23 protein-coding genes and 2 other annotated features are annotated in these 23,653 nt (G+C 38.3%); of the genes, 13 read left to right on the forward strand and 10 right to left on the reverse strand.

The genetic code is table 11. The features are described 5' to 3' along the window. Window positions 1–80: 80 nt before the first annotated feature. Both pepT and CWR45_RS02845 read left to right on the forward strand, forming a co-directional pair. Window positions 81–1,310, forward strand: coding sequence for a peptidase T (gene pepT / locus CWR45_RS02840; RefSeq protein WP_115748294.1), 1,230 nt, complete (start codon window positions 81–83; stop codon window positions 1,308–1,310). Between the two features lie 600 nt (window positions 1,311–1,910). After that, entirely contained in the window at window positions 1,911–2,960 is a 1,050-nt protein-coding gene (locus CWR45_RS02845) for a D-alanyl-D-alanine carboxypeptidase family protein (protein ID WP_245975321.1), read from the forward strand. An 85-nt stretch (window positions 2,961–3,045) separates the two neighbouring features. Here the strand turns inward: CWR45_RS02845 and CWR45_RS02850 are convergent, their stop codons facing one another. From CWR45_RS02850 to CWR45_RS02860, 3 genes are all read right to left on the reverse strand, one after another. Further along, complete coding sequence (locus CWR45_RS02850; protein WP_115748295.1) at window positions 3,046–3,564, reverse strand: HD domain-containing protein; 519 nt, start codon at window positions 3,562–3,564, stop codon at window positions 3,046–3,048. A gap of 107 nt (window positions 3,565–3,671) precedes the next feature. Continuing rightward, window positions 3,672–4,130 (reverse strand): DUF2269 family protein, encoded by a 459-nt coding sequence (locus tag CWR45_RS02855; protein WP_115748296.1) that lies wholly within the window; start codon window positions 4,128–4,130, stop codon window positions 3,672–3,674. An 85-nt stretch (window positions 4,131–4,215) separates the two neighbouring features. Then, complete coding sequence (locus tag CWR45_RS02860) at window positions 4,216–4,923, reverse strand: metallophosphoesterase family protein (protein WP_170138772.1); 708 nt, start codon at window positions 4,921–4,923, stop codon at window positions 4,216–4,218. A 171-nt stretch (window positions 4,924–5,094) separates the two neighbouring features. Between CWR45_RS02860 and CWR45_RS02865 the strand changes: the two genes are divergently transcribed. Further along, window positions 5,095–5,643 carry a nitroreductase family protein gene (locus tag CWR45_RS02865; RefSeq protein WP_115748298.1) on the forward strand — a complete coding sequence of 183 codons (549 nt, stop codon included), beginning with the start codon at window positions 5,095–5,097 and terminating at the stop codon, window positions 5,641–5,643. Between the two features lie 105 nt (window positions 5,644–5,748). Here CWR45_RS02865 and CWR45_RS02870 read toward each other — a convergent pair whose 3' ends face one another. Then, window positions 5,749–6,612, reverse strand: coding sequence for an AraC family transcriptional regulator (locus CWR45_RS02870; protein ID WP_115748299.1), 864 nt, complete (start codon window positions 6,610–6,612; stop codon window positions 5,749–5,751). A 220-nt stretch (window positions 6,613–6,832) separates the two neighbouring features. Then, window positions 6,833–7,077, forward strand: a binding site (T-box leader). 318 nt (window positions 7,078–7,395) lie between these two features. After that, window positions 7,396–7,651 (forward strand) — a binding site (T-box leader). Between the two features lie 64 nt (window positions 7,652–7,715). Between CWR45_RS02870 and trpE the strand changes: the two genes are divergently transcribed. From trpE to CWR45_RS02915, 8 genes are all read left to right on the forward strand, one after another. Beyond that, complete coding sequence (trpE, locus tag CWR45_RS02880) at window positions 7,716–9,128, forward strand: anthranilate synthase component I (RefSeq protein WP_115748300.1); 1,413 nt, start codon at window positions 7,716–7,718, stop codon at window positions 9,126–9,128. Continuing rightward, window positions 9,109–9,720: an anthranilate synthase component II gene (locus tag CWR45_RS02885; protein ID WP_115748301.1), complete on the forward strand. Its 612-nt coding sequence runs from the start codon at window positions 9,109–9,111 to the stop codon at window positions 9,718–9,720. The genes trpE and CWR45_RS02885 overlap by 20 nt, the downstream gene beginning before the upstream one ends. Next, window positions 9,692–10,717, forward strand: coding sequence for an anthranilate phosphoribosyltransferase (gene trpD / locus CWR45_RS02890; RefSeq protein WP_115748302.1), 1,026 nt, complete (start codon window positions 9,692–9,694; stop codon window positions 10,715–10,717). The genes CWR45_RS02885 and trpD overlap by 29 nt, the downstream gene beginning before the upstream one ends. Next, a complete protein-coding gene (trpC, locus tag CWR45_RS02895) occupies window positions 10,718–11,503 on the forward strand; it encodes an indole-3-glycerol phosphate synthase TrpC (RefSeq protein WP_115748303.1) in 786 nt (261 codons plus the stop codon). A gap of 3 nt (window positions 11,504–11,506) precedes the next feature. Beyond that, window positions 11,507–12,148, forward strand: a complete 642-nt coding sequence (locus CWR45_RS02900; protein WP_115748304.1) for a phosphoribosylanthranilate isomerase — start codon at window positions 11,507–11,509, stop codon at window positions 12,146–12,148. Continuing rightward, on the forward strand, window positions 12,114–13,319 hold the full coding sequence (gene trpB, locus CWR45_RS02905) for a tryptophan synthase subunit beta (protein WP_425453587.1): 1,206 nt from the start codon (window positions 12,114–12,116) through the stop codon (window positions 13,317–13,319). Before CWR45_RS02900 ends, trpB begins: the two co-directional genes overlap by 35 nt. Then, window positions 13,320–14,111, forward strand: a complete 792-nt coding sequence (gene trpA, locus CWR45_RS02910; RefSeq protein ID WP_115748306.1) for a tryptophan synthase subunit alpha — start codon at window positions 13,320–13,322, stop codon at window positions 14,109–14,111. A 494-nt stretch (window positions 14,112–14,605) separates the two neighbouring features. Next, a complete protein-coding gene (locus CWR45_RS02915) occupies window positions 14,606–15,016 on the forward strand; it encodes a hypothetical protein (protein ID WP_115748307.1) in 411 nt (136 codons plus the stop codon). A gap of 283 nt (window positions 15,017–15,299) precedes the next feature. On the opposite strand, the gene CWR45_RS02920 is transcribed toward CWR45_RS02915, so the two are convergent. The 4 genes from CWR45_RS02920 to CWR45_RS02935 are packed head-to-tail and all read right to left on the reverse strand — an operon-like array spanning window position 15,300 to window position 18,447. Beyond that, window positions 15,300–16,541 carry a hypothetical protein gene (locus tag CWR45_RS02920; RefSeq protein ID WP_115748308.1) on the reverse strand — a complete coding sequence of 414 codons (1,242 nt, stop codon included), beginning with the start codon at window positions 16,539–16,541 and terminating at the stop codon, window positions 15,300–15,302. Window positions 16,542–16,559: 18 nt separating this feature from the next. Then, a complete protein-coding gene (locus CWR45_RS02925; RefSeq protein WP_115748309.1) occupies window positions 16,560–17,393 on the reverse strand; it encodes a hypothetical protein in 834 nt (277 codons plus the stop codon). After that, a complete protein-coding gene (locus tag CWR45_RS02930) occupies window positions 17,390–18,079 on the reverse strand; it encodes an ABC transporter ATP-binding protein (RefSeq protein ID WP_115748310.1) in 690 nt (229 codons plus the stop codon). Before CWR45_RS02930 ends, CWR45_RS02925 begins: the two co-directional genes overlap by 4 nt. Then, window positions 18,076–18,447, reverse strand: a complete 372-nt coding sequence (locus CWR45_RS02935; RefSeq protein WP_115748311.1) for a GntR family transcriptional regulator — start codon at window positions 18,445–18,447, stop codon at window positions 18,076–18,078. Before CWR45_RS02935 ends, CWR45_RS02930 begins: the two co-directional genes overlap by 4 nt. Window positions 18,448–19,104: 657 nt before the next feature. Here CWR45_RS02935 and CWR45_RS02940 point away from each other — a divergent pair. Then, window positions 19,105–19,866: an exodeoxyribonuclease III gene (locus tag CWR45_RS02940; protein ID WP_115748312.1), complete on the forward strand. Its 762-nt coding sequence runs from the start codon at window positions 19,105–19,107 to the stop codon at window positions 19,864–19,866. Window positions 19,867–19,958: 92 nt separating this feature from the next. On the opposite strand, the gene nagZ is transcribed toward CWR45_RS02940, so the two are convergent. Further along, on the reverse strand, window positions 19,959–21,650 hold the full coding sequence (gene nagZ, locus CWR45_RS02945) for a beta-N-acetylhexosaminidase (RefSeq protein WP_170138773.1): 1,692 nt from the start codon (window positions 21,648–21,650) through the stop codon (window positions 19,959–19,961). 474 nt (window positions 21,651–22,124) lie between these two features. On the opposite strand from nagZ, the gene CWR45_RS02950 reads away from it, so the two are divergent. After that, on the forward strand, window positions 22,125–22,520 hold the full coding sequence (locus CWR45_RS02950; RefSeq protein ID WP_115748314.1) for a VOC family protein: 396 nt from the start codon (window positions 22,125–22,127) through the stop codon (window positions 22,518–22,520). 167 nt (window positions 22,521–22,687) lie between these two features. Here the strand turns inward: CWR45_RS02950 and CWR45_RS02955 are convergent, their stop codons facing one another. Next, window positions 22,688–23,635, reverse strand: a complete 948-nt coding sequence (locus CWR45_RS02955; RefSeq protein WP_115748315.1) for an MBL fold metallo-hydrolase — start codon at window positions 23,633–23,635, stop codon at window positions 22,688–22,690. Window positions 23,636–23,653 lie beyond the last annotated feature (18 nt).

Genomic DNA, 23,653 nt, shown 5'->3' on the forward strand with positions numbered 1-23,653 from the left:
TTATCCTTCTGAAATTATTTCGTGAATACTGTCGTGTATGATAATATACAATTATATCAAATGAAGGAGCGAATAACCTAATGAAAGAGGAACTAATTAAGCGCTTTACTACATATGCAAAGATAGATACACAATCAAATGAAGATTCAAAGACGACCCCTTCTACTTCAGGACAGTTTGATCTGCTTCATGTCCTTGTAGAAGAGTTAAAAGAAATTGGTATGGAGGATGTGGCGCTTGATGAAAACGGCTATTTAATGGCGACCCTTCCAGCCAATACAGATAAAGAAATTCCTACGATTGGCTTCTTAGCACATGTCGATACAGCAACAGATTTCACAGGAAAAAATGTCAATCCGCAAATTGTGGAGAACTTTGATGGGAATGACCTGACACTTAATGAAAAATTAAACATCGTATTATCTGCCAAGGAATTCCCAGAGCTTCCAAGCTATAAAGGACAAACTTTAATCACAACTGACGGAACAACTTTGCTTGGTGCTGATGATAAGGCTGGTATTACAGAAATAATGACAGCAATGAATTACCTAATTCAGCATCCGGAAATTGAACATGGACGTATTCGTGTTGCTTTTACTCCAGATGAAGAAATCGGTCGCGGACCACATAAATTCGATGTGGAGCGTTTCGATGCAACTTATGCATACACGATGGATGGCGGCCCTCTTGGAGAGCTACAATATGAAAGCTTTAACGCCGCAGCAGCAAAAGTCACATTTAAAGGAAGCAGTGTACATCCGGGAACAGCGAAGAATAAAATGATCAATGCAAGCAAGCTTGCTACAGAATTTATTGGAAAGTTCCCGGAACAAGAAGCACCAGAACATACAGAAGGACATGAAGGCTTCTACCATCTAATTTCCATTCATGGTGAAGTAGAAAAAACACAAGTATATTACATTATTCGTGATCATGACAGAGAAAGCTTTGAAGCTAGAAAAGCAACATTAGAAAAATATGTCAATGAAATGAAGGAAAAATATGGAGTAGAAAATGTTGAGCTTGAATTAACGGACCAATACTATAATATGCGTGAAAAGATTGAGCCTGTAATGGAAATTGTGGATATCGCTAGCGAAGCGATGAAGAATTTAGACATTAAACCAATCATCGAACCAATCCGCGGAGGCACAGATGGATCACAGCTATCGTTCATGGGCTTGCCTACACCGAATATTTTTGCTGGCGGAGAAAACTTCCATGGTAAATTCGAATACGTTTCCGTTGAATCAATGGAAAAGGCTGCAAAAGTAATCATTGAGATTTGCCGCTTGTTTGCTAAGAAATAATAATGAAAGTCCGATTCTATTTTTGAATCGGACTTATTTATTTCCATCTATAAGAGCATATTCAACGGCCATCATCAAATCATAAGCTCCACTACTACTTTTGTTTGAGAGAGTAGCTAGCTTTATCCCCACTCTGTGACGCGGCTTGAAAACTAACTCCTGGACTATAAACCATCACATGATATTTTAATATCTCATCATCAATTTTATCAATCTAAATACCGTACCCTTTTCACATGAAGTGTTAAAGGGATCTATTACTTTATTGAAGTTCTAATGTTATGTCCATATTACCTACTCCTGCGTTTAGTTATCGTTCTTTCTTTTCTAATTCTTCCAGCCGCTCCGTCAATTTCTTTAGCTTTGATTGATTATCTAATGCATAAATAAAACCAAGTAAACCAATCACAAATGCAACGATAGTCACAGACGATACCTCCTTTTAAGTAAAAAAATTTAGGATTAACTGTATTATTTTATTTTTATTGCACTTTAAATAGAATCTATGAGAAAATGGAAACGGCTTACCACTGTTACATTCGATTTCATTCGAATAGATTAATAGCATTATATTATGAGAAGCGTTAGGAGATATTCACCATGTTTAAAAAAAGAATTACTACCTTTTTTAGCTTGTTCATGCTAGTCTTCATTCTCGTTGCATGTTCAACTGAAGATACTAATGGAAATAAAACAAACAATGAAGAAAATAATAAGTCAGAAGACAATGTCGAAACACCTGCTGATAAAAATGGAAATCAAGATGGCACAGTAAAGGTCCCAAAAGGTGAACTTCAGAAGAAAGATCAAGGAGATCAGGTTGAGCTTCTGCAAGAAAGTTTAAACGAGCTTGGCTACGATATAACCGTCAGTGGAACTTTTGATGAAGCAACAACATGGGCAGTAACAGACTTTCAATTGCAACATGAAAACCTAATGGCGCTAGGGATTTATAATGAAGAAACGGAGCAAGTACTTGCAGATTCACTAGCAAATGGCGAGAAAATAGAAGCTGGGGCAGGACTTCCATTAGTTGCTGAACCGGCCGCGACAAATGCTGGTACACCGGTAATTGCAAACCCATATGATCAGCTTGCTTTAATCAATAAGGAGCATGCATTACCAGCTGAATATAATCCGGAAGATCTTGTTGTACCAAATGTTCGCTTCCCTTTTACAGAAGAATTACCTAAGAAACAAATGCGTGAAATTGCTGCACTGGCGTTAGAAGAACTATTTCAAGCAGCTGATGAAGACGGTCTAGAGCTATTTGCTCAATCCGGCTACAGAAGCTATGATACTCAAGTATCGCTTTTTGCCAACTATGTTAGTGCGAATGGCGAAGAGGCTGCGAATAAATTCAGTGCTCTTCCAGGAGAAAGTGAGCACCAATCAGGCTTAGCAATGGATGTTACTAGTGTTGATGTGAGTTACCTATTGGATACGGACTTTGGCGATACCGAAGAAGGTAAATGGGTAAAAGAACATGCAGCAGAATTTGGATTTATTATTCGTTATCCTAAAGGGAAAGAAGAAATTACGCAGTATCAATTTGAACCATGGCATTTGCGCTATGTCGGCGAAAAGGCAGCTAAGGAAATCATGGATCAAGGTATCACGTTAGAAGAATATTTTAATGAAAATGAATAAGTTATGTAGTCCTGTTCTTTCGAGAGCAGGATTTTTTTACATTATGGAATACTGTGGAAAATTTGTCGAAATCAGTGGAACAATTTTACTTTGATTCCTCATTTACTTCCTTGGCAATTAACGTATCTAAGGCGCGAATACGCTCTAATGCAGCAGCATCATCAATTTTTTTATAATGATGATTTCCGCCATTCTCTTCATCAGCTTCATCTGCCATTGCCACAACGCGTTGTAATGGATTAAGCTCGAGTTCACCCTTTGGTAAATAAGAATCGGTATGCAGCAAAATCGCAATGGCAATTTCCTTGGCGGCATGGCGGTCTTCACCAATTCTGATTAACAACTTATGGGCACGACTTGCACCTTTTATTGCATGGATATCATTTTCCCTGTATAGATCATAATCCCATTCGCCATCACTATACCAAGTGTAATGCCCCACATCATGAAGCAGTGCAGCCTTTGTTGCAAGATCTGGATTAACATCGAATCGCTTCGCAAAGATGTATGCATACTCCGCTACGGCAATCGCATGGGCAATACCTGAGCGATTCAAGTATTTCTGGGTAATCGGATGTGTGAATACTTGCTCTAATGTTACCAAATAATCGCCTCCATTAAAATTATTTTAATGAATATAGCATGTTTTCTGTCTCAATGCAATGAATAGGTTATTTATTTTAAAAAGCACATCTGCACTAGACAGATGCACTAAAATGGCTTAATAATCATCAATACAATAATTGCTAGGAACAGGAGATTTTCCAGATGCTCCATATTAAATAATCTCTTCGACAGGTAGTCATATGAAGCTGGAATTTCTTCTTCCTTATGTTCTATTAGCATTAATTTTATAGGTTTCGATCTTGGTGCCAACAGTACAGGTCCAAATGCTAAAGCTATTAAAAATAAAATCAAACTAATATTGTACCAGCCTTGCGTAAATAAATATGGATTTAATAGTCCCATCCATAGACCTGTTCCTAATAATAATAATCCGCCAATCATTGTTAATGCATGCAAGGAATTTCGAATTGCGAATGCATGCTTTAACTCCGTCATATTCTTTGGTTTTGGCCTTAACACTACAAAGGTCATGATCATCCCAGGTCCCATACCTAGTATCGCCGATATCACATGAATAAACACAAGTATTTCATATAATGACATCATTATTCCCTCCAAACAGCTAATACTATCATACACTATTTGGATGCATGAAAGGCTGTCATAGCGCTCACAATTTCGTTAGTATTTATTGCATACCGATAATTTTATGCAACGTAATGTCTCCATCCACCATACATTTAAAATAACGTTTCTCATTAACTTCTACTAATGCTAACGCCGCAGAACTATCCGAGAATACACAACTGCCCAAATCACAATTTACGAAATTCCCGATGACTTGAACATTACTTTTTGGATTATGTCCACGAAAAATATATTTATCATTAGACCACTCCGTTAATTCAAGCTCATCAAGTGTCGATAGTTCACGATCATTTATCCACAGAATATTATCCGGCTGCTGTTCCTTACCTTGGTGAATATCTACACCCGCATGTACATAGACTCCATGCTCATCCTCATACAGCAGTGGGAGTGTTTCAAACCATGCTGCATATTCTTCTGCTATATCCCAGGCTTTATCAGAGCCGTATTTATTTCTAAAGCTGTTCATCGTTTCCTCCCAACCAAATTCCATCCACATTGGCGAAATTTCCTTCATGAACCAGATCATCATTTCTTCATGATTTCCAGCAATTATAACAATGTTATCGGGATAGCTTTGTGCCCTCTCTTTTATCCAATGCAACACATCAGCACTTTTTGGTCCACGATTTATCATGTCACCACCAATAATTAATTTGTCCTTCATTGGGTCAAAATTAACATGGTCTAGTAGCCTTGTAAACGCATTAAAATTACCATGAATATCCGTAACATAAAAGGTACGCACCTTGGGAATCCTTCCCTTCCGAAAACAGTACTATGATTTTTCAAAATTATACTATTATTAACAGTTGCCGTAAAGGCTAAATCTATCATTTTGGTTGCGTTTTCTTTATTATTCAGCTAGAATCTAATTGAAAATAATTATCATTTAATAGATAAGGGCGGGAAGAGGGAAATGGGATATACGAATTTAAATAAACTAATACGGGAACGACGGGCAATAAAAAAATGTTATACAGATAAAGAAGTTAAAGAGGAATTAGTAAGGGAACTATTAGACACTGCGATTTGGGCACCAACACACGGACTTCGTCAACCTTGGCGCTTTGTCTATGTAGATAAGCATCAATTGCCAATCTTTGCGAAAAAAGTTGCTGCAACTTATCCAGAGGAAAGACAAGAGAATCGAGAAAACTATTTAAATGAGCCTAACGCAATTTTAGTTGTAATTATGGAGGAACCTGACATTCCAAAACAATGGGATGAAAACTATGGTGCTACCGCTGCAATGATTCAAAACTTCTGGTTGTTAGCATGGGAAAAACAGCTCGGTGTAGTTTGGAAAACAAATCCCCATATATATAATCCAAACGTGAAGGATATATTAAATGTCGGGGAAAATGAAAAAATCGTTGGCTTCCTGCACCTTGGATATTTTTCTGAAATACCAATTATAAAAGATAGAATAGCAGTCGATAATAAATTCACTAGATTTAATGGATAGATAAATAACACCGCATGTTCTACAAGATATGCGGTGTTATATATAATCGACAACTAATAATATAATAATTCGTCAATATTTCCCAGGAAATGACGAATTATTATATTATTTCTTTATTATTGGTATCCATACCTCACTATAATAATCAACACTATTCGGATCTCCATCGCTTAAATATACTTCTAACTCTGGTCCTTCTGCATGTTCATAACCAGTTGATGGGAACCATTCTGAAAATATTCGTTCCCAAACCTTTACCATTGCTACTGGCATCGATCCTTTCACAGGAAAAATTGCCCAAGTTGCTTTCGGTATTTCAAGCTCCTGCCATTCAGTAGGGTATGTCTCCGTTTGTTTCTCCGCGCCAATGAAATATGTCATATTCTCTTGCTGTGGATTAAAGTCAGCACAAACACCAATTAATCCTAATGGACCGCAATTTTTAGCGAGTGCTTCAGAAAACCCATTGTTATTCGACTCGTTCCAAAATGCTGTAATGTTACGATTATTTTCCCCGTTTACCGTCGATGTTTGAATACCTTTCCCTATTACTTGAAATGCTTCCTTCTCCATGATTTTGTATTCCATTTCAACATCACCCTTAATTTGTATTTGAAACGAGAGTTTAGGGAAAGCCTTTAGCAACTGGCTTTTTTTTCGTGCAGCTGATGGAGTAATGCCGTGAATGTTACGAAAGGCCTTCGTAAAAGACTCAGGCGTTTCATACCCATATTTCAAGGCGACATCAATCACTTTACTATTGGACTGTACAAGCTCCTCCGCCGCCCTTGTCAACCGTCGATTTCGAATATATTCTCCAACGGTAAACCCTGTCAGCATGTGAAACATTCGTTGAAAATGAAATTTAGACATGCAGGAAATCTTTGCAATCTTTTCGATTTGCAAATCCCCATCTAAATGCCTTTCGATAAAATCTATGCTATCAACCAACCGCTGAAGACTTTCCATATAGCCTCTCCTCTCTAAAGCTATCTTAGCCACTTTATAGCTTTATTTCCTGTCCTGCTGTGCTATTCGATGACAGGTTTGCATACTGTAAATTGTTACCTCTATCATACATGAAAAAATTGTTTCCGACCTTACTCGATTTCATTCCGAAATATTTTTTCAAAAAGCACTTGACTTTCATTTTGAATTGTCTTAATATTGGTATCAATAATTAAATTAGTAAAAAGCAATGATGAAGAAGAGTAATCTAAATTAGTCACTAAAGAGAGCTGGTGGTCGGTGCAAACCAGTGTGAACACTTAGATGAATGGGCTTCTGAGCTTCCAAACCGAACGATAATTCAGTAGGCTTTGGCGAACAGGTCTCATCGTTATACGAGACGAATATTAAGCAGTTTGCTTGATATTGCTAAAGTGAGCTGATTTTTAGCTAATAAAGGTGGTACCACGGTCCCTCGTCCTTTTCGGATGAGGGGCCTTTTTGTATTTTTCAAGTCTGCATCGCTTGTTGCTGTTATTGGTGCGAACGAACTGTCATATCTAGAGCGTATATCACTTCTATATCGAGTGATTACGCACAACCCTAGCGGAGGAAATACACGGAGACTCCTGCGGGAGGAAAGGCCTCGGTGAGACTACGAAGTGCGACAGCACAAGAAGGCTCACCAGCCGCCCGCGGAAAGCGAAGTGTATTTCCGGAGCGGTAGGCCGGTGAGCAATTATCATCCTAAGTTATATCGTATTATATCAATTTTGAAAACAGCCTTTAGTAATAATAAATAAATCTAAATCAATGATTAAGAGAAGTAAGTAATCCAGAAGCATATCAGAGAGCTGGTGTCGGTGGGAATCCAGTATGTAGATGATTACTGAATGGACTTATGAGAGGTTTTCCGAACAATCCTTTGTGGATCAGTAAGAAAACACGGACTTCCGACGTTATACGGATAGGATATCGGATGAATCGCTTCCTGTATCTGAAAGAGATGAAAAGAAATTCTTTTCAACAGAGGTGGCACCGCGGTCCAATCGTCCTCTATAAGCACATTATTTATGTGTTTATAGAGGACTTTTTTTATTTAATAAATGAAGGGAAGGAAGAAAATGTCACATTCGGGTAACAATGAATACTCTTTTAAATCGACAAAGCAACATGCAGGGAATCTAACACCCATCGATATTTACAGACAATTACCAGGCAAGAAGAAATTCTTATTGGAAAGCACATTTCAACACCAAAAAAAAGGTAAATTCTCCTTTATTGGCGCAAATCCATATCAGGAAATCATCGGAAATGGACCGAGGACAACTGTTATTACTTGTGAAAAAGATACAAGGGTAATGGTCGATCAACACGCGCTCGACTATTTAAAAGAGCATCTTCCAAAAATTGAACTCGACTTCCACTTTCCATTCTACGGTGGTGCAGTCGGCTATATTGGCTATGACTCAATTCGTTTACATGAGGATATTGGCAATATGTTACCAGATAACCTCGACATGCCAGACATTCATTTCATGGTTTTCAAGGATATCATCGTCTTTGACCATACTGATAAAACAATCAGTTTAATTGTTCTAAACCACAATCTGCAAGCCGACACAATTTTAGATGATCGGCTCGAGCAACTTAAAAAGGTATTAAGTAAATCAATCGAGCCATTGATTCAACAGAAAGCAAACCTAGACTTTCAAGCAGAAATGACGGAAAAGAAATTTATTGAGAATGTCAACATAGCAAAGACGCATCTAGAGCAAGGGGATGTCTTCCAAGTCGTTTTATCTCAGCGGTTCTCCGCGAAGATGGACGTGGATCCCCTCTCATTTTATCAAAAGCTTCGGGAGGCGAATCCATCACCATACATGTTCTATATTGATTTTGCATCCTATCTCCTACTTGGGGCGTCTCCTGAAAGTCTTGTACAAACGACAGGTCAAGAAATCGTGACGAATCCAATTGCGGGAACGAGGGCACGTGGGAAATCGCAAGCTGAAGATGAGGCACTTGCCACGGAGCTACTACAGGATGAAAAGGAAATCGCAGAACACCGGATGCTCGTTGATTTAAGCAGGAATGATCTTGGACGCGTATGCGAAGTTGGCAGCATTACAATTCCAACCTATATGACAATTGAAAAGTACCAGCATGTCATGCATATTGTTTCCGAGGTAAAAGGTGTGCTTCGCCGTGATTTATCAAGTATCGATGCACTAATTGCTTGTCTACCAGCTGGTACTGTATCCGGTGCACCGAAGATTCGGGCGATGCAATTGATTAATGAGTTAGAAGAAAAGAAGCGTGGCGTGTATGGAGGTGGAATTGGCTTTATCAACTTTAATCATGATTTAAACATTGCCCTCGCGATTCGCTCACTTGTTATTAAAGATAAGCAGGCCATTTTACAGTCAGGGGCAGGAATTGTTTATGATTCCGACGCCAAAATGGAATATCAAGAAACGTTAAACAAAGCAAAGTCAATTATGGAGGTGAATCGTTATGATCCTGTTAGTAGATAACTATGACTCATTCACATACAACATTTACCAATATGTGGCAGGTGAAAATGAACCTGTAACTGTTGTAAGAAATGATGCCATTTCACTAAAAGAAATAGCAGCAATGGACTTACAAGGAATAATCATTTCACCTGGTCCTGGCTTACCGAATCAAGCAGGGATATGTCTAGACTTGGTTCGAGAATTTTATAAAACCATTCCGATTCTTGGAATTTGCTTAGGACAGCAGGTCATTGCAGAGGCATTAGGTGGTGAACTTCGACTCGCAAAGGAGATAAAACATGGAAAAACATCGTACATCACCCATCGTAAAAAAGGGATTTTAAAGGGAATACCCAATCCAGTTGAGGTTATGCGCTACCACTCTTATGTAGTTGATGAAATGAGAATCCCAGAAGAATTGGATATCGTTGCAATAGCAATGGAAGATGAGGAGATTATGGCAATCAAGCATAAGCAGTATCCCTTATATGGTGTTCAGTTTCACCCCGAGTCAATCGGAACAGTAACAGGAAAGCAGCTTATTCATAATTTTGTAACGAAAATTCGAGAGGAGAATACCAATGAAAAACTATCTGGAAAAATTAATTAATCGAGAAAACCTTTCAACTGAGGAAATGAAGGATGCTGTACATTACTGCTTTACGGAGACAGCAACAGATTCCGAGATTGCAGCTTTTTTAACCGCCCTGCAAGCAAAAGGTGAAACTGCAGATGAAATTACCGGGATTGTTGATGTTATCCGAAATGAATCTTCCTTCCAAGCAACTGCCGTTTCAGGGGCAATGGATAACTGCGGAACTGGAGGGGATAAATCCTACAGCTTTAACATCAGTACTACCTCTGCATTTGTACTTGCTGGAGCAGGTGTTACAGTCGCAAAGCATGGCAACCGCAGTATTACAAGTAAATCCGGGAGTGCAGATGTCCTTGAAAAATTAGGTGTATCGCTATCTTTTTCCAAGGAACAAACAGAGGAGCTGCTGCAGGAGAATCAAATTGCCTTCCTATACGCACCAAATGTTCATGTAGCATTGAAGCCTTTTACAAAAGTAAGAAGAGAATTAAGGATAGCGACAATTTTTAATGCAATCGGGCCATTAACGAATCCAATTACACTCGAGTCACAGCTGCTTGGTGTTTATCGAAGGGAACTAATGCCAATTTTAACAGAGGCATTACACAAGTTGGGGAGAAAACGTGCAGTTGTCGTGAACGGTGCCGGAAATGTCGATGAAGCGACACTCTCAGGAGAGAACCAGCTTATGCTCCTTGATAATGGAAAAATCACTTCGTTCACATTGCGACCTGAGGATGTCGGCTTACCATACTATTCCAAAGATGAAATTCGTGGTGGGGATGCAAATCGAAATGCAGATATTCTACTTAATGTACTAAAAGGAAAAAGTGGAGCTTACTACAATACAACCATATTAAATGCCGGAATTGGCATCTTTGCAAACGGCAAGGCAGAGACCATTGAAGATGGAATCGAGCTAGCACGGGAGAGCATTGATTCTGGAGCTGCATTAGCAAAATTAGAATTTCTAATGAATTACAGCAAAAAAATCCCAAGCGAGGTGTTTTAATTGTCCATCTTAGAAAAAATCTTGATTGAAAAAGAAAAAGAAGTAAAAGCATTAATCAATCAAACTTTTGTTCCAGTTGAAGCGAAGAAAATCACTACATTTAAAGAGAGGGTACGCGTAGCAAATACTATGGCCGTTATTTCCGAAATCAAACGCTCTTCCCCATCAAAAGGCGAAATAAAAATGACAGTAGATCCTGTAACACAAGCCAAGCAATACGAAGCATATGGTGCTGCCGCTATTTCTGTTCTTACCGATAAACCTTTTTTCAATGGTACAATGGACGATTTACGTGCGGTTAGAGAAGCTGTTGATTTACCGATATTATGCAAGGATTTCATTATTCACCGAATTCAAATTGATCAAGCAAAGGCTGCTGGTGCATCCATTATTCTATTAATCGTTGCTGCATTATCAACAACGGATTTAGAAAATCTCTATTACTATGCTAGAAGCTTGGACCTAGAAGTCTTGGTTGAGGTTCATAACGAAGAAGAAATGAAAACAACACTACAATTAAATCCAGAAATCATCGGGATTAATAATCGAAATTTGAAAACGTTCGAGGTCAATTTGGAAACTACTGAAAAGCTCGCAGCAATGTTGACGAACCCAAACACAATCTTGATTAGTGAAAGTGGAATGAAAACTGCAGCAGATGTTGTTCGAGCAAGAGATGCTGGAGCAAAGGCTATTTTAGTTGGGGAAACATTAATGCGTGCAGATAATCTGGAACAGACCTTTCAAAAACTAAAAGTTGCATTGCCTGCGGGAGGAGCGAAATAAATCATGCTTGTAAAAATATGTGGGATCACAACAAGAGAGGCAGCAGAAGTTGCGTTTACATCTGGAGCAGATTTTATCGGCTTCGTATTTGCTGAGAGTAAGCGAAAAATTTCACCTGAAGCTGCTAGGGATATTTCGAGAGCGCTCCCCGCTTCTGTTAAAAAGGTAGGTGTGTTTGTAAATGAAACAATCGATAAGATGGTTGAAATCGCAGAAATCGTCGGGCTCGATTATATTCAGCTACACGGAGACGAACCTGCTGATATCGCTGCGGCACTACCATACAAAATCATTAAAGCATTCTCAGTAACAAAGGAAAATCTTGCTGCCATTGAATCCTACCCTTGTGATTATTATTTACTTGACAGTCCAATGGGAGAATACCGTGGTGGAAACGGGATAACGTTTGACTGGACAATGATTGATCATCTTGCCATTCCACATGAGAAAATACTTTTAGCTGGTGGACTAAACGCAGACAATATCATAGAAGCAATTAAGCTCACTAATCCCGCTGGAGTTGATGTCTCTAGCGGCGTTGAAACAAATGGGATAAAGGACCATACAAAAATCAAGCAATTTATTAAACTTGCAGTAAGCAATCGAAAGGATGAGACAATTGACAACCTACACAATGCCAGATGAAACAGGAAGATTTGGTAGTTTTGGAGGAAGATTCGTTCCAGAACTATTGATGCCCGCACTACTAGAATTAGAGGAAGCATATGAACAGGCTAAGAATGACCCGCAATTTATCGAGGAATTACACTATTATTTGAAGCAATATGTAGGCAGGGAAACGCCTCTTTATTTTGCAGAACAGTTAACCAAAGAAGTTGGCGGGGCAAATATATATCTTAAACGCGAGGATCTAAATCATACAGGCGCACACAAAATAAATAATACAATTGGTCAGGCGCTGCTTACACTTAGAATGGGTAAGAAAAAGGTCGTTGCTGAAACTGGCGCTGGTCAGCACGGTGTTGCGACTGCAACAGTATGTGCGCTTTTTGATCTTGAATGTATTGTATTTATGGGTGAGGAAGACATTCGTCGGCAAAAACTGAATGTGTTTCGCATGGAATTATTAGGTGCAGAAGTTCGCAGTGTCAGCCACGGAAGCGGTACATTAAAAGATGCTACCAATGAAGCTTTACGCTACTGGGCGAGCAATGTGAATGATACCCATTATATTTTAGGATCCGCAGTTGGACCACATCCATTTCCGAAAATTGTTCGTGATTTGCAATCTGTAATCGGCAAGGAAACGAAGCAACAAATTGTTGAGCAAACTGGGAAACTACCAGATGCAATCGTCGCCTGTGTTGGTGGTGGCAGTAATTCAATTGGCATGTTCCACCCATTTATTGAAGAGGAAGCTGTAAAACTAGTTGGTGTCGAAGCTGCTGGGGCTGGAATTGATACGGAACAACATGCGGCTACAATTACAAAAGGAAGCAAAGGGATTTTACATGGAACATTATCAAACCTTTTGCAGGACGAAAATGGGCAAATTACCGAAGCATTCTCCATCTCCGCCGGACTCGATTACCCTGGCGTTGGCCCGGAGCATAGTCATTTAAATGAAACTGGTCGTGTCCATTATGCTGCGATTACAGATGACGAAGCATTGGACGCATTTCAAGCGTTGTCGAGAATCGAAGGAATCATTCCTGCACTAGAAAGCGCGCATGCAGTTGCCTACGCAATGAAGCTTGCAAAGGAAATGAAGCCGGATCAAACATTGGTTATTTGCTTATCTGGACGTGGGGATAAGGATGTAGAGCAAGTAAAAGATCGATTGGAGGAGAAATAAATGGGAAAAGAAAGAATCGAGCAGATTTTCCAAGAAAAACAATCAGCAGGACAGAAATTGTTTATTCCCTATATTATGGCCGGTGATGGAGGTCTGGACATTTTAGAAGAGAGAATTCAATTTCTAAAAGATAGCGGTGTCGCAGCAATCGAACTTGGCATCCCCTTCTCCGACCCAATCGCCGACGGACCGACGATTCAAGCAGCAGGGCAACGCGCACTTTCTAATGGCACAAGTTTAAAAGCAGTGCTGAATCATTTACAAAATTTTGAAGCTAAACCTGAAGTGCCGATTATTTTTATGACCTATCTAAATCCGATTTATAATTATGGGTTAGAAAAATTTGCAGCGGACTGTGAAAAAGCTGGCGTTGATGGCATCATCATCCCCGACCTGCCAATGGAGGAGGAAGATATGATTGCAGGAGCATTACGGGCACATTCCATCGCTTTTATCCGTTTAGTTGCAATGACAAGTCCGAGAGAGCGAATGATTGAAATAGCAAAACGATCAGAAGGCTTCCTTTATGCTGTCTCCGTTATGGGAACGACTGGCGCGCGACAATCACATGGCAAGAATGTAAAAGCCTATTTAGATACATTGAAGGAAAATAGCCCTGTTCCCGTACTAGCAGGATTCGGCGTTTCAAGTGTAGAACAGGCAAATGAGCTTGGTACACATTGTGATGGCGTTATTGTCGGCAGTAAAATAGTAGACCTATTTCATCAAAGGCAGGATGCGGAAGTTAGGAAGCTCGTGCAGGGAAGTATTGAGGTTGGGGTGAAGGGTTAACTCGAGTTTATTGGAAAATGCATCGCATGTTTGTAAAATATCAAATAGTCATGAATATCAGCTGGCATCTATTACATTAGAATTCAAATGATTTCACCAGTGCAAAGTATAAGCAGGCAAGCCCTCGAATCGCTTGCCTGCTTATTTTTTCGAGAAGAATCAACAAAACTCGAGGAATGACAGGCACCAAAAAAAGAAAGCCAGTGATCAAGTGGCCTTCTAAAAAAAGAGCGAATCATGGGTTGTAAGGATAATCTAAATCTAATCTAAGTCTTAGCTAGATTCTATATATATATATTCCGTCAGTCGCTTTATGTATAGTCCACATCCCTACTGCATTCACACATTTACTTATCTCCCTTTAAATAATTGTAATAATTTATGATAAATACTAGTTTTACGTACATTTTCAATGTATAAAAGACAAACACACTTGCAGGGAACTTCAAAGTACATATATTACAGTATTAAATAATGAAAGGAGTTATATCAATATGGGAAGTTATTATAAGGGAAGTTATAATAAGGAATGTGATTGTAAGGAAAAATCCCATAACCCACATCGCCCATCTAAAGAAGAAAATATCTCAATTAGATTAGAAGATGTTCTAGTTCAACTTCAGCAGCAGCTTCAAGAACAGTATCAATTGCAACAACAGCTTCAAGAGCAGCTTCAATTACAACAACAGAAGCAAGACCAAGATCAGAAACAGGCTCAGTTAGATAATGATTATAGCAACTTTGAGAATATTGGAAATCCCACGATCAAGATTCACAATGACATTACTATTGTCATCGTTCTAGTGATTCTTTTATCCCAAAGAAATGATAAAGAACACGGAGCTGGTTTAGACCCACTAGTCCCAGAGTTAATGTCTATGCTTAGAAGTTCCATGAATCAGTAAAAAATAGTTCGCAGAGAATAGGGTATCTTATTCTCTGCTTTTATTTTGTTAAACATCACATGTGAATTGGGGTTTAGAATGTTAATAAATTATATGCACAACAGGAGATGTCTGTTACTAATTATACTGATCTATTAGAAAACTAGTTTAGACTAAGACTTTAGGTGATAGCCTTAGTTGCAATTATGTAGTAATAAATATTTAATACTTTCTTAACTTTTAAAATAGGCTTGGAGTCAACAGCCAACTCCAAACCCATTCGAAATAAAATTGCCTTAACTAATTACTCAATGACTAAATCGTAAACATGTAAATTGTATATTTCCTTATCCTTCTCTTTCCCCTGTACTTCCAAAGATCCTTCTGATAATTTATCTCCTGTAGCTAAATCTACTGCAATTATTGATGACTGCATATCGCGGCTAATTACACTGTTAACAACATATAATTTATCATCTCTTATTTTATAAATCGGCGAACCCATTTGCATAACCGTATCTGCATTAGGGATTTCAATAGAGTGCTTACTGTCCGTCTCACCACTCTCAAGATTATAAACCATTATTTCCATACTTGTGTCAGTCATTTCAATAAAATGAAGCTTGGAGTTATGGACATAAATATTACCGAACGTATTATCGATTCGTTTCATCGCTTGTTGTAATTCGTCTGGTAATTCAATCTCCTCCTGCTCATTGGTCTCAAGATTATAGACTACAAGCTCACTGCCTTTATATTCAGGGTAATAGTCATGATGTAAATTTTCATCTGCTAAATCAATATCCTCCACATATTCAAGTTCAAACGCAAGGTATTTCTCGCCACCAAGTTCTTCATAATCATTCAAAAGCCGGACTAAATCTAACTGCCCATCCATTCCCTCTTGTTCTGCTTCGATAATCTCATCCTTCACTAATTTTTGATCTGTTAGATTGAAATGGTAAATATGAATCTGCCCTGTTCTATATTTATCATCCTTCACAGAATTACTAGTGGTTACTTTCATTACGTCATCTACTACCCGTACATCCTCGATATACACATAATTAAATATTTTCTTTTCTGGCACATCTATAGTAAATGCAGTTTTCTTCCCCGATTCTTTATCTAAAGTTTCAATATCAAAGGAAAAATCACTTGCCTCCCCACGATGTAATTCAAAATTGACTTCTGCATATGCTAGCAATCCCTCATTCTCATATAGTCCTGAGATATCTCTTTTACCACGCATGAAGCTACGATGATCGCCTTGAAGCTGTTTTATTTTTGGATTCGTGTAATTGCCAACGATAAGATCAATATAAGACGAGTCTTCTTTATACTTGCTTCCTTCCGTACTAATTATCAAATCATCCACCTGATAATTGCTAAGCAACGCCAGATTTTTTAATACTGTTTCGTCCCCGCTCGTTGTCGTAATTGCAAATTCTGGATTATAATTCCCCGCTATTGCAGCTTGAATATAAAATACACCAAACGTTAAAATGACAATTATAATGATAGTTATAGACTTCCAATAACGCATTATTTTCTCTCCCTTCTCTTACACAGTAACTTTTTTATTTAATAGAAACTTGCTTAACCAAATGGATATGGCGATAACTAGTATTCCTAGAATAATTTCGATAATGAGTAATTCGACTGGATAAAAGAAACTTGCTTGGATACCAAACTCATAGATAAGCGGTGCCAGGAATATAGCCGATGCTATCAAACAATAAACAATCCCAAGCAGAACACCCTTCCACCGAAAACTTCTCTCGAATAAAATTGCTGTGAATAGCACGAAAACAGCCATGAAACCAAGCCCATAATTAATTAGAAATTGAATAAAAGAATCTGGAATTAAAATAAATAAATAGTGAGAGTTATTTATAATTTCTCTAATAGTCATATCTGTTCTAAAATCTAAAGGAACATTCCACTTCATTAGCATACTACCAATAGGCAGTAATATTAGTTGCATCGCCACCAGGCCTAGCACCAATAAAAATATTGTCGTAGCCTTTGATAATAGAACATTTAATCTTGCAGTCGGCAGCATGAACAGACGATAAATAAACGTATTCTTGCCCACCCAGTCCCGATACCAAATGAAGAATATATAAAAGAGAAATGCTGCAGCACATAATGCAATTGGTCCCATAAACCAAATACTATCGACAACTGACATCATACTCATTCGACCATACTCTTCAATAAACTGTCCGAATGGCACTAAATATTCGTAAATTGCTTCGTTCGCATTTGCTACATAGCTTTTGGATAAAATAATGACACCGATAAGCTGAGACAAAATAGTAAGACCAATTAGCACAAGGTAAATTTTCATAAATCGTCCGATCTCAAAATTAACTAGTTTCAAATAGCTCTTCATCCTTGATAAACCTCCCGCATCACATCGACAACGGATTTCCCTTCGTCTTCGCGCATTTCTTCTGTACTAAATTCCTTTAAGACAATCCCATTATCAAGCAAGACTACTTTATCTATTAAATGCTCGATATCATTGATTTCATGGGTTGTAATAATGACACCTCGGTCCTCGACTAGATGACTTGTAAAGACATTGGCAATTTGTTCTCTACTAAAAATATCAATCCCAGAAAATGGTTCATCCATTAACAAGTAATCAACATCAAGTGCAAGCCCAAGCAGTAAATTCACTTTCGCAGTGTTTCCTTTTGACAGGCTAGAGATTTTATCTTCTTGTTTCAATCTAAAAAAGCTCAACAATTCCGTTGCTCGTGACTGATTCCAGCTCTTATAATAATCCTGCATAAACTGCATTGCTTGTGCTATTGTCATTGTCGGAATCATCGTTATTGCATCAGGAATAAAGGTAATCTTTTCATACGTATCCTTGCTCAGATTCTTTCCATCTATAAAAATTTGTCCGCTATTCATCGGTGTCAAATTCATAATTCCCTTCAGTATCGTTGTTTTCCCAACACCATTGATACCGATAAGGCATGTTATCTCACCCTTATTCGCAGTAAATGAGACGCCATTTAATATTTGTTTGCGGCCAAACTTTTTCTTTAATTCTTTTACTTCAATCATTCTTTATCCCCCCTATATTTCTCCCGGATTAATCCAACAACTTCATCAAGTGGTACATCAATTGGGCCAATCGCGGCAATAAAGGAATCAATTGCCTGCCCTATCAGTTCCTCCCTAACTGCCCCTAGAATCTTCTCATCTTTAGTGATCTTACTTGGACTATTCCCCTCGGTATAAATCAATCCCTGTTCCTCCATTTCCTTATATGCTCGCTGAGCCGTATTTGGATTAATCTTTAATTGATTCGCCAATTCTCTTCGTGATGGAATTTCTTGCCCCGGATTGAGATTCCTTGTAGCAATTTGTTCTTTAAAATGCCGAATCACTTGCACATAAACAGGCTCGCGCTTATTTAAGTTCACGTTCATAGCAACGACTCCTTTCCTTCATAGTTGCATTGTGTATTAGGTGATTAGTACACTAAATGTAAAAAAACGGTGTATCAATCACTTAATACGCTATACGTAAAAAAATATGTGTATTAATGATTTAATACGCTTCTGTATGTATTATATGTTTAATACACTAATTGTGTCAAGCATATTTTTTAAAAGTTCATTTTATATGGTTTGTTGTTATTTATATAAAGTGCGGACTAGTTAAGCCCGAAGTTGATTTTCGCTCCGGTAGTCGCTTTCCGCGGGCTCAACATCTTCGCTTTAAACGCGGGATTTTCCTGTCCTCCGCTACAATCACCGGCGTTCAGGGAGGTAATGCATCGCACCTTATTAAGAAAATGCTAAAAATAACAACTGCACAACCAAAGCGGAAGAAATACACGGAGACTTCTGCGGGAAGAAGAGCATAGGTGAGACTACGAAGCGCGATAGCGCGAGTTGGCTCACCAGCTCCCCGCGAAAAGCGTAGTGTATTTCTGGAGCGACTGGTCCGAGGGCACTTAGCACATTAAACTAGTCCGCACTTTACATCAACTATTCATTACATCTATAACTTGGGATAAGCAAATGATCAGGCCTTATATGGTAGAATGAATATATTAATTTTTTTGAGGTGAAATCATTTTAATGAAACTAGTATCTTGGAACGTTAATGGAATTCGTGCTTGTGTAAAAAAGGGATTTTTAGATTATTTTCATGAAATTAATGCAGATATTTTTTGCATTCAAGAATCAAAATTACAGGCGGGCCAAATCGATTTGAATTTGGAAGGCTATTACCAATATTGGAATTACGCTGAGCGGAAAGGCTATTCTGGTACTGCTGTTTTCACAAAGAAAAAGCCTCTATCAGTAAAATACGGTGTTGGGATTGAAGAAACCCAAGATGAGGGACGAATTATTACGCTGGAATATGAAGATTTCTATTTAGTAAATGTGTATACTCCCAACGCGAAACGTGATTTAACAAGACTTGATTACCGCTTGGAGTGGGAAGATGCACTTCTTGTCTACTTGAAGGAATTAGATGCAATTAAACCAATCATTTATTGTGGTGATTTGAATGTTGCACATCAAGAGATCGATTTAAAGAATTATAAAACAAACTACGGAAACTCTGGTTTCACACCTGAAGAACGTGGGAAAATGACGCATTTATTAGAATCAGGATTCGTTGATAGTTTACGATACTTTTATCCAGACAAAGGAGATATTTTTACGTGGTGGTCCTATATGAAAACCATTCGTGAGCGAAACATAGGGTGGCGTATTGATTATTTTATTGTATCTGAAAGACTAGTCGATAAGTTAATTGATTCGCAAGTACATTCACTGGTTCTCGGCAGCGACCATTGCCCAATCATGCTTGAAACAGAAGCACTGAAATAAGTTGAATGTAAGTTATTCTTAATCGATTCTTATTCTATACAATAGCCAACAAATGCTGTTACCAAATGGTAACAGCATTTGTTGGCTAATTATCACTCAAGTATTGCTTCAGCACTTTCATTGAGTTTTTCTATATCTACTGGAGGAACTTGTTCATCATTTAATTCATATTCTTGCTTTAAACCAATAATTCGGCGCACGCTATCATCAATTCTTTCCTCAGATATTTCTCCCTTTTTGATAGCTTCTTTAATCGCATCGAAAGCCGCGACAATATTTTGATACTCGTGTGCAACAAGTATAATATCATTCCCTGCCTTTACTGCTTCTACTGTTGCAGGACCGATTTGATAATGATCGGTAATTCCATCCATTGTCATATCATCTGTAATAATAACGCCATTATAGTGAAGCTGTTCACGCAGCACTCCTGTTACGACTTCTTTAGACATGGAGGATGGAAGATTAGGATCTAGCTCCGGTAACAAAATATGTGCAATCATGATAACATCTGTCCCATTTTTTATCGCATATTCGAATGGAACTAATTCAAGCTCTTTAAGTTCATCAAGACCTTTATTGACGATTGGCAATTCTAAATGAGAATCAGCAGATGTATCACCATGACCTGGAAAATGCTTGATAACAGGAATAATATTCTGCGATTGCAGTCCCTTCATCGTTAACATTCCAAGTTCACTCACAATATTTGCATCATCACTAAACGATCGATCGCCGATAATTGGATTATCAGGATTGCTATTTACATCAAACACCGGAGCAAAATCAAGATTGAAACCATATGCTCGGAGCTGCCATGCAAGTAATTCACCAATCTCAAATGCAAATTGCGGATCATTTTGTATGCCTATCTCGTTAGCGTTTGGAATAGAAACTAAATCTCCGGGCAGTCTCGAAACATCTCCCCCCTCTTGATCGACCCCAATAAACATCGGAAACGCGTTCCCGCTATTCTCCGTTTTTAAATGGTTGACTAAATTTACCGTTTGTTCTGGATTTCCCATATTATCGGCGTATAAAATGATTCCACCAATCTTATAGTCTGTGATTAGACTTCTCGTTTCAGCCGAAATAGATGTACCAGATATACCACCAAATAGCATTTGACCAATTTTTTCGTCCAAGCTCATATTCTTTATTTTTTCATCAAGTACTAATTGATTTATATCGACTAAAGTAACAAGTGAAGTATGATGGATCACCGGGTTGGGATTTTCATCTGTTGGGTTCGGGAAAACTAGCTTCAATTGATAATCCTTATTAACATCATAAATTAGGATAATTTGATCAAAATCATCATCCTGATAATAGCGAATATCATCTGCCTCGCCCTTCATCTGCTCAATATCATTAAGAGAGATATCCGAAAGCTCTTCCTCATCGTACAACCGTAAATCAATAATCCAATCTTGTTGATAACCAATATGAACATGCTTGGACGGATATTCCGAATAGTTCTTGCTCTCCGCTTCAATTACTGTTTCTGGGTCTCCCCATTGTGTCGTTACTTCCTGCTCCGTTGTCTCTCCAAGAACGAAGGGTACGCCAGGGATTTTTCCTTCTTCAGCCTGTGCATAAATCTCATTGATTTTATTTTTAACAGCCTTTTTCGTATGGCCTGGTTCTGGCGGTACATAATCATAAGTCATCTCACCTTGTTCTTCCTCACCGATATCTCCTTCGTCATCGTTCGTTATAAATTGATCACCGATAATAATAATAATGACAATTGGAATAATAACGTACAAAATTTTCTTTATCATATTACATTCCTCCATTATCCGTCTTAAGCCAGAACTATCTAAAAAATAGGAAAGCATAAAAATTCCCTTTTATAATTTTCTTATAAGCTAGGCCCCGTCCAGCTCCAGCGCTCGTGCTCCTAGCGAGACTTCCTTTACCTTCGTACAAGAAAGAAGACTTGCCCATTGGTTACACATGAGACTTAGTCGCACTTATACCCTTTGTGGTGAAAGTCAACATCGATTGGGTGCCTAACGAAGGCCGACATACCCTTAAAGTGAAGGGCATGTTTCCTTTATCTCCTACGAAGGAATGTTCGACATTGTCATGTCGAACTACCCCACGCGTGCGGGCGCAGTCGTATTTCGCTAAGCTTGCGCTTTTGTTCACATATAAGTCATCTGGAGTTTAACATTAAGATTCGCTTTTTCAACATTTGCTATGTATTATCAATTATATAGGGAAATTACGTAACTTTACAGGAGGGTCTTAAATTGAAACGAATTGTGCCACATATTCGAATCAAAAATTGTAAAGAAGAGGTCGCTTATTATCAGCAAGTATTTGGTGGAGAAATTAAAAATACGCAGTTATCTGATGGTATCGACATGTTTAAAGGGCATGAAGGCAAATATATTCACGCCGAATTGCATATAAATGAACATTGCATCTTATACTTTGCGGATTTATTTTGGGATGAACCTGATAAAGATAGTAACCTATTACTTGGCCCTGATCTTGAAAGTGAAGATGAAATCACCCAAATCTACAATACACTTGCAGCCGATGGCGAAATAAAGATGGAATTACAGGATACCTTCTGGGGTGCAAAACATGCGATTGTAAAAGATAGAAACGGAATATCTTGGGAGCTAAATTATACCAAATAGTTTTTTAATTATCCACAACAGGGTATCCTTTTATATGGTCTAAATAATAAACTGTGGATAGTATAACCTTATCCACAGCTTTTTTTATATTTACTATAAATGGAAGGTCGGCAGATTTATTTCCCCTGTCCCTGTTTTCAAATAGAATATCCTCAATGCCTTATTTTTTAATGCTTTAACTTCTGAAAATAATCCATTATTCCTAGCGAACTAACCTGCATATCTAAATTAATCAAAATATATACTTCGTGGTCATCCTCAATTCCTTGTTTTCTTAATGTTTCCTGGATTCGCCCAATTAATCTCGCCGCAAGCTCATCATAACCTTTCCTAGTGGCAATTACTCGCTCCCCTTCTTCAACGAAAACGGGCAGCCAATCAGAAACCTGCTGTAATGCATTTTCGACGTCCTCAGTCATTCCAAAGTGTCCAAAATAGATTCGATTTAGATTCAGTTCACGAATCCGTTTAATCGATGTCTCCATAGCATTTGGATCAAAATGATTTGGCGATGTGGAAGGCAAGAAAAATTCAACGCCATTTCGGCTTAATTGTGCATAGCGAACCCCTATAGTGTCACCAGTAAACATCCCATTACTTATTGGATCATAAATGCTGATATGGTGTTTCGCATGTCCCGGAGTATCATAAAATTTTAATGTACAGCTTGGCCCTATACCTAGCGTATCGCCTTCCGTTTTTGTAATAATTTTCTCTTCTGGAACGGGAATAATAGGATCAAATAATTCAGCGAAACTATCTCCATAAATAGCTCTTGCCCCAGCAGCTAATTTTCTCGGGTTGATAAGATGTCTTTCTCCTCTTGGATGAACAACAACTTTTGCATTCGGGCATTCTTGAAGCAACAATCCTGCCCCGCCTGCGTGATCAAGGTGAATATGCGTTAAAATGATATATCTTACATCTTCCAATGAAAACCCAAGTGCCGCTAATCCCTTTTTAACATACTTAATTGATGGACTCGGTCCAGTTTCAATCAATGTCAGTGCCTCTTCCTGAATCACGTATGTACCTGTTCGCTCTGTTACCCCTAAATCATGTCCGTCAATTAAGGAAATTCGACTGTCAATTTCAATCTGTTCCTTCTCCCTCATTCAATATCCCTCCGTCAT

The organism is Oceanobacillus chungangensis, assembly GCF_003369565.1.
Classification (GTDB): domain Bacteria; phylum Bacillota; class Bacilli; order Bacillales; family Amphibacillaceae; genus Oceanobacillus; species Oceanobacillus chungangensis.

What these genes read in the sequence shown, in the direction of transcription:
- CWR45_RS02855 (WP_115748296.1), bottom strand. Translation starts at nt 4,130, where the DNA reads ATGTCATTATATGAAATACTTGTGTTTATTCATGTGATATCGGCGATA.
- trpB (WP_425453587.1), top strand. Translation starts at nt 12,114, where the DNA reads ATGAGACAATTGACAACCTACACAATGCCAGATGAAACAGGAAGATTT.
- CWR45_RS02955 (WP_115748315.1), bottom strand. Translation starts at nt 23,635, where the DNA reads ATGAGGGAGAAGGAACAGATTGAAATTGACAGTCGAATTTCCTTAATT.
- CWR45_RS02940 (WP_115748312.1), top strand. Translation starts at nt 19,105, where the DNA reads ATGAAACTAGTATCTTGGAACGTTAATGGAATTCGTGCTTGTGTAAAA.
- CWR45_RS02885 (WP_115748301.1), top strand. Translation starts at nt 9,109, where the DNA reads ATGATCCTGTTAGTAGATAACTATGACTCATTCACATACAACATTTAC.
- nagZ (WP_170138773.1), bottom strand. Translation starts at nt 21,650, where the DNA reads ATGATAAAGAAAATTTTGTACGTTATTATTCCAATTGTCATTATTATT.
- trpE (WP_115748300.1), top strand. Translation starts at nt 7,716, where the DNA reads ATGTCACATTCGGGTAACAATGAATACTCTTTTAAATCGACAAAGCAA.
- CWR45_RS02915 (WP_115748307.1), top strand. Translation starts at nt 14,606, where the DNA reads ATGGGAAGTTATTATAAGGGAAGTTATAATAAGGAATGTGATTGTAAG.
- CWR45_RS02935 (WP_115748311.1), bottom strand. Translation starts at nt 18,447, where the DNA reads ATGAACGTGAACTTAAATAAGCGCGAGCCTGTTTATGTGCAAGTGATT.
- CWR45_RS02920 (WP_115748308.1), bottom strand. Translation starts at nt 16,541, where the DNA reads ATGCGTTATTGGAAGTCTATAACTATCATTATAATTGTCATTTTAACG.
- pepT (WP_115748294.1), top strand. Translation starts at nt 81, where the DNA reads ATGAAAGAGGAACTAATTAAGCGCTTTACTACATATGCAAAGATAGAT.
- CWR45_RS02870 (WP_115748299.1), bottom strand. Translation starts at nt 6,612, where the DNA reads ATGGAAAGTCTTCAGCGGTTGGTTGATAGCATAGATTTTATCGAAAGG.
- CWR45_RS02845 (WP_245975321.1), top strand. Translation starts at nt 1,911, where the DNA reads ATGTTTAAAAAAAGAATTACTACCTTTTTTAGCTTGTTCATGCTAGTC.
- CWR45_RS02900 (WP_115748304.1), top strand. Translation starts at nt 11,507, where the DNA reads ATGCTTGTAAAAATATGTGGGATCACAACAAGAGAGGCAGCAGAAGTT.
- trpA (WP_115748306.1), top strand. Translation starts at nt 13,320, where the DNA reads ATGGGAAAAGAAAGAATCGAGCAGATTTTCCAAGAAAAACAATCAGCA.
- trpD (WP_115748302.1), top strand. Translation starts at nt 9,692, where the DNA reads ATGAAAAACTATCTGGAAAAATTAATTAATCGAGAAAACCTTTCAACT.
- CWR45_RS02865 (WP_115748298.1), top strand. Translation starts at nt 5,095, where the DNA reads ATGGGATATACGAATTTAAATAAACTAATACGGGAACGACGGGCAATA.
- CWR45_RS02925 (WP_115748309.1), bottom strand. Translation starts at nt 17,393, where the DNA reads ATGAAGAGCTATTTGAAACTAGTTAATTTTGAGATCGGACGATTTATG.
- CWR45_RS02930 (WP_115748310.1), bottom strand. Translation starts at nt 18,079, where the DNA reads ATGATTGAAGTAAAAGAATTAAAGAAAAAGTTTGGCCGCAAACAAATA.